This is a genomic window from Caulobacter sp. P1_D6, from assembly GCF_056406095.1.
This window is the reverse complement of the sequence record NZ_JBFUAW010000076.1, coordinates 1-5770: the sequence shown is the minus strand read 5'-3', so window position 1 is coordinate 5770 and position 5770 is coordinate 1. Positions and strand designations below refer to the sequence as shown.

3 tRNA genes, 3 rRNA genes and 1 pseudogene are annotated in these 5770 nt (G+C 54.3%); 1 reads left to right on the top strand and 6 read right to left on the bottom strand.

The window, feature by feature from the left end:
- Nucleotides 1–2 precede the first annotated feature (2 nt).
- The 6 genes from AC1DYP_RS24710 to AC1DYP_RS24685 all read right to left on the bottom strand — a co-directional run bounded on the left by AC1DYP_RS24710 (nt 3) and on the right by AC1DYP_RS24685 (nt 5299).
- Nucleotides 3–79, bottom strand: a tRNA-Met gene (locus AC1DYP_RS24710).
- A 78-nt stretch (nt 80–157) separates the two neighbouring features.
- Nucleotides 158–272: ribosomal RNA gene (gene rrf / locus AC1DYP_RS24705) — 5S ribosomal RNA — on the bottom strand.
- Nucleotides 273–383: 111 nt separating this feature from the next.
- A 23S ribosomal RNA gene (locus tag AC1DYP_RS24700) occupies nt 384–3172 on the bottom strand.
- 230 nt (nt 3173–3402) lie between these two features.
- A tRNA-Ala gene (locus AC1DYP_RS24695) sits at nt 3403–3478 on the bottom strand.
- A gap of 67 nt (nt 3479–3545) precedes the next feature.
- Nucleotides 3546–3622, bottom strand: a tRNA-Ile gene (locus tag AC1DYP_RS24690).
- A gap of 191 nt (nt 3623–3813) precedes the next feature.
- Nucleotides 3814–5299: ribosomal RNA gene (locus tag AC1DYP_RS24685) — 16S ribosomal RNA — on the bottom strand.
- Together the 16S, 23S and 5S rRNA genes with 3 tRNA genes alongside form the textbook arrangement of a ribosomal RNA operon.
- A gap of 168 nt (nt 5300–5467) precedes the next feature.
- Between AC1DYP_RS24685 and AC1DYP_RS24680 the strand changes: the two are divergent.
- Nucleotides 5468–5770, top strand: a pseudogene (locus AC1DYP_RS24680) (hypothetical protein); the annotation flags it as partial.

Here is a 5770-nt window from a genome sequence, read left to right as displayed (position 1 = left end):
CTTGGGTGCGGGGACAGGATTTGAACCTGTGACCTTCAGGTTATGAGCCTGACGAGCTACCGGGCTGCTCCACCCCGCGGCGAAGTGGGTAGTTTGTGTATCGTGGGTAGGGTTGGACTTTGGAGCGTGAGCTCTACAAGAAGCATCCTTTTAGCGGACCTGGCGGCGACCTACTCTCCCGCGCCTTGAGACGAAGTACCATTGGCCCTGGGGGACTTAACGACCGAGTTCGGAATGGGATCGGGTGGGGAACCCCCGGCATAGCCACCAGGTCAGCAAAAAGGATGCTGTTCGGTGAGGGATTAGCTCACCGAAGCATTTTGTGAAGAAGACATCTAATGTCTGGATGATTTGTAAAGCTCAGTCATGGGTTTGACTGAAGAACGATCAAGCCTATCGAGCTATTAGTACCAGTAAGCTACACGCCTCACAGCGCTTCCACACCTGGCCTATCAACGTGGTGGTCTACCACGGCTCTCAGCGAGACCTTGTTTTGAGGTTAGTTTCCCGCTTAGATGCTTTCAGCGGTTATCTATTCCACACTTAGCTACCCTGCTGCACAGCTGGCGCCATGACAGGTCCACCAGAGGTGTGTCCATCCCGGTCCTCTCGTACTAGGGACAGATCCTCTCAAGTCTCGTACACCCACGGCAGATAGGGACCAAACTGTCTCACGACGTTCTGAACCCAGCTCACGTACCACTTTAATCGGCGAACAGCCGAACCCTTGGGACCTGCTCCAGCCCCAGGATGTGATGAGCCGACATCGAGGTGCCAAACTTTGCCGTCGATATGGACTCTTGGGCAAAATCAGCCTGTTATCCCTAGAGTACCTTTTATTCGTTGAGCGATGGCCCTTCCACGCAGGACCACCGGATCACTATGGCCGACTTTCGTCTCTGCTCGACTTGTCAGTCTCGCAGTCAGGCGGGCTTATGCCATTGCACTCGACGACCGATTTCCGACCGGTCTGAGCCCACCATCGCGCGCCTCCGTTACACTTTGGGAGGCGACCGCCCCAGTCAAACTGCCCGCCACGCCATGTCCCGGACCCGGATAACGGGCCGCGGTTAGACGTCAGCAACAATAAGGGTGGTATTTCAAGGATGGCTCCACCGAGACTGGCGCCCCGGTTTCATAGCCTCCCACCTATCCTACACATGTTGCTGCTAACGCCAAGGCGAAGCTGCAGTAAAGGTTCATAGGGTCTTTCCGTCTGACCGCGGGAACCCCGCATCTTCACGGGGAATTCAATTTCGCTGAGCCTATGCTGGAGACAGTGGGGAAGTCGTTACGCCATTCGTGCAGGTCGGAACTTACCCGACAAGGAATTTCGCTACCTTAGGACCGTTATAGTTACGGCCGCCGTTTACCGGGGCTTCAATTCGCAGCTTGCACCGCTCCTTTTAACCTTCCGGCACCGGGCAGGCGTCAGACCCTATACGTCGCCTTGCGGCTTCGCAGAGCCCTGTGTTTTTGATAAACAGTCGCTACCCCCTGGCCTGTGCCACTCTTTTCTGGTTGCCCAAATAAGAGTCACGCTTATCCCGAAGTTACGCGTGCAATTTGCCGAGTTCCTTCAGCATAGTTCTCTCAAGCGCCTTGGTATACTCTACCTGCCCACCTGTGTCGGTTTCGGGTACGGTCTCCGTTGGAGTTATTTCCAGGGACCTGTTCACTGCCCAGAGCAATCCAATAAGCCTAGACAATTTACCAGATCCGTCACTTCCAACTGGTTCAGGAATATTCACCTGATTCCCATCGACTACGCCTTTCGGCCTCGCCTTAGGGGCCGACTAACCCTGCGCAGATTAGCTTTACGCAGGAACCCTTGGGCTTTCGGCGAGAGTGTCTCTCACACTCTTTATCGCTACTCATGTCAGCATTCTCACTTCCGATACCTCCAGCAAGGCTCACGCCTCACCTTCACCGGCTTACGGAACGCTCCGCTACCGCTTGCTCAAAGAGCAAACCCATACCTTCGGCGTCTGGCTTGAGCCCCGTTACATTTTCCGCGCAGGTTCGCTTGACCAGTGAGCTGTTACGCTTTCTTTAAATGATGGCTGCTTCTAAGCCAACATCCTGGTTGTCAAAGCAAACCCACATCGTTTCCCACTTAGCCAGAACTTGGGGGCCTTAGATGATGGTTAGGGTTGTTTCCCTTTTCACGACGGACGTTAGCACCCGCCGTGTGTCTCCCAGATATCTCTCTCGGGTATTCGGAGTTTGATTAGAATTGGTAGAGATCGCTCCCCCCGCATCCATTCAGTGCTCTACCCCCCGAGGAGTCCGTCTGAGGCACTACCTAAATAGTTTTCGCGGAGAACCAGCTATGTCCAGGTTTGATTGGCCTTTCACCCCTATCCACAAGTCATCCGAGAATTTTTCAACATTCACCGGTTCGGTCCTCCAGTAAGTGTTACCTTACCTTCAACCTGCTCATGGATAGATCACCTGGTTTCGGGTCGTCATGCGACGTACTTATTCGCCCTATTCAGACTCGCTTTCGCTGCGCCTACACCTAACGGCTTAAGCTTGCACGGCACATGAAGTCGCTGACCCATTATACAAAAGGTACGCCGTCACCACGCGCGGTGGCTCCGACTGCTTGTAGGCTTCCGATTTCAGGATCTGTTTCACTCCCCTTGTCGGGGTGCTTTTCACCTTTCCCTCACGGTACTTGTTCGCTATCGGTCATTGAGGAGTACTTAGGCTTGGAGGGTGGTCCCCCCATGTTCAGACAGGATTTCACGTGTCCCGCCCTACTCGAGTCTGTCGCTATTTGACGCTTACGGGGCTATCACCCACTATGGCCGACCTTTCCAAGTCGTTCAGCTTTATGTCACGACAGCACTGGCCTGGTCCCGGTTCGCTCGCCACTACTACGGGAGTCTCGGTTGATGTCCTTTCCTCCGGGTACTGAGATGTTTCAGTTCCCCGGGTTTGCTTAATGGAGCCTATGTATTCAGCCCATTATACCTGTCACAACCACACCACTACCGCCCCAGCCGAAGCTGAAGCAAAGTGGAATGGTCATTAAGGTGGGTTTCCCCATTCGGAGATAGCCGGATCAAAGGGTGCTCGCGCCTCCCCGGCTCTTATCGCAGCGTGCCACGTCCTTCATCGCCTCTCAATGCCAAGGCATCCGTCAGAAGCCCTTATGCGCTTGATCGTTCTCAGCAAAACCCATGCGCTACAGGTCTAGGGACCTGCGGCATGCGCTTTACAGTCAGACATTTGATGTCTTCTTCAAAGTCCGCCCTAGAACCAGCTGCATCCCCAAGGGGAGATACAGGCGGCGGGTGAACCCTACCTTCACGATGTCATTTCGCAGAACTGGCTAAGCCAGACTGCAAACTTGATCATTCCTCGATCGCGTTACCATTCCTCCGGATGAGGAGATGGTGGAGCCAGACGGATTCGAACCGACGACATCCTGCTTGCAAAGCAGGCGCTCTACCAACTGAGCTATGGCCCCTTACCTCGCGGCAAGTTGCGTTAGCCCAGGAGAGCTGGGGTCGGTTGCGTCCGTTATGCTGGAAGGTTGGTAGGCCCGATAAGACTTGAACTTATGACCTCACGCTTATCAAGCGTGCGCTCTAACCAACTGAGCTACGGGCCCATAGGCCGCATAGACCAGATCCTTGCTCCTCTAAGCATTGCTTAGGAGAGGCAAGACCCGTTCCTGGGCTCGCGATCGCCTTGATTACCTAATCGGTGATCAAGGAGTGGAAAGAGAAACGAAGACGGCGGCGATCCGCTCACTGTATATAATTGGAGTTCCAATAGCCGAAGCTGGAGGAACATCCTTAGAAAGGAGGTGATCCAGCCGCAGGTTCCCCTACGGCTACCTTGTTACGACTTCACCCCAGTCGCTGACCCTACCGTGGTCGCCTGCCTCTCTTGCGAGTTAGCGCAGCGCCTTCGGGTAAAGCCAACTCCCATGGTGTGACGGGCGGTGTGTACAAGGCCCGGGAACGTATTCACCGCGGCATGCTGATCCGCGATTACTAGCGATTCCAACTTCATGCACTCGAGTTGCAGAGTGCAATCCGAACTGAGACGACTTTTAGGGATTGGCTCCCCCTCGCGGGATTGCAGCCCTCTGTAGTCGCCATTGTAGCACGTGTGTAGCCCACCTTGTAAGGGCCATGAGGACTTGACGTCATCCCCACCTTCCTCCGGCTTACCACCGGCGGTCCTATTAGAGTGCCCAGCCAAACCTGATGGCAACTAATAGCGAGGGTTGCGCTCGTTGCGGGACTTAACCCAACATCTCACGACACGAGCTGACGACAGCCATGCAGCACCTGTGTCCCAGTCCCCGAAGGGAAAGCCTCATCTCTGAGGCGGTCCGGGCATGTCAAAAGGTGGTAAGGTTCTGCGCGTTGCTTCGAATTAAACCACATGCTCCACCGCTTGTGCGGGCCCCCGTCAATTCCTTTGAGTTTTAATCTTGCGACCGTACTCCCCAGGCGGAGTGCTTAATGCGTTAGCTGCGTCACCGACAGGCATGCCTGCCGACAACTAGCACTCATCGTTTACAGCGTGGACTACCAGGGTATCTAATCCTGTTTGCTCCCCACGCTTTCGAGCCTCAGCGTCAGTAACGGACCAGTATGTCGCCTTCGCCACTGGTGTTCTTCCGAATATCTACGAATTTCACCTCTACACTCGGAGTTCCACATACCTCTTCCGTACTCAAGATAGCCAGTATCAAAGGCAATTCCAAGGTTGAGCCCTGGGCTTTCACCTCTGACTAAACTATCCGCCTACGCTCCCTTTACGCCCAGTAATTCCGAGCAACGCTAGCCCCCTTCGTATTACCGCGGCTGCTGGCACGAAGTTAGCCGGGGCTTCTTCTCCGGGTACCGTCATTATCGTCCCCGGTGAAAGAATTTTACAATCCTAAGACCTTCATCATTCACGCGGCATGGCTGCGTCAGGCTTTCGCCCATTGCGCAAGATTCCCCACTGCTGCCTCCCGTAGGAGTTTGGGCCGTGTCTCAGTCCCAATGTGGCTGATCATCCTCTCAGACCAGCTAAGGATCGTAGCCTTGGTGGGCCTTTACCCCACCAACTAGCTAATCCTACGCGGGCCGCTCTAATGGCGATAAATCTTTCCCTCGAAAGGCTTATCCGGTATTAGCTCAAGTTTCCCTGAGTTGTTCCGAACCAAAAGGCACGTTCCCACGTGTTACTCACCCGTCCGCCACTAATCCCGAAGGATCCGTTCGACTTGCATGTGTTAGGCCTGCCGCCAGCGTTCGCTCTGAGCCAGGATCAAACTCTCAGGTTGAGTTGACCGCTAACACAGACTTCAAGAAATCGGGGGAAAACCCAATCTCTCGGTTCTGGTTTGCATAGTATCTTGACGAGTTCCCAATCACATCGATGGATCAAAGCCGAAGCTTTGGTCCATGATATTCATGGTGTCTTCAAGAGACCGCAATTGTCAGCGTTCGAGATGACCCGTGAGGTCATCGCCAGAGCGCCGCCGCCTGCGTTTCTCTTTCCAAATCAACAATGTCAAAGACCCAGAGCCGAAGCTCCCAGAACCACCTTCCGGCAGAACCATCCTTTAGCGCCCGATGTCGGCGGAGGCGGCTATCTATCCAACCTCGAATTCCGTGTCAAACCGTTTTTTACAAAACCGTCCGAACCAATCCACCAAATCCGCACCAAAGCAAACCCAGTAGACCGAAGCGACCTTCTAGTGAAAGCCGCCAATCAAGTCAAGCAAGAATTCCAAAGAAACCCTCGAAGAACT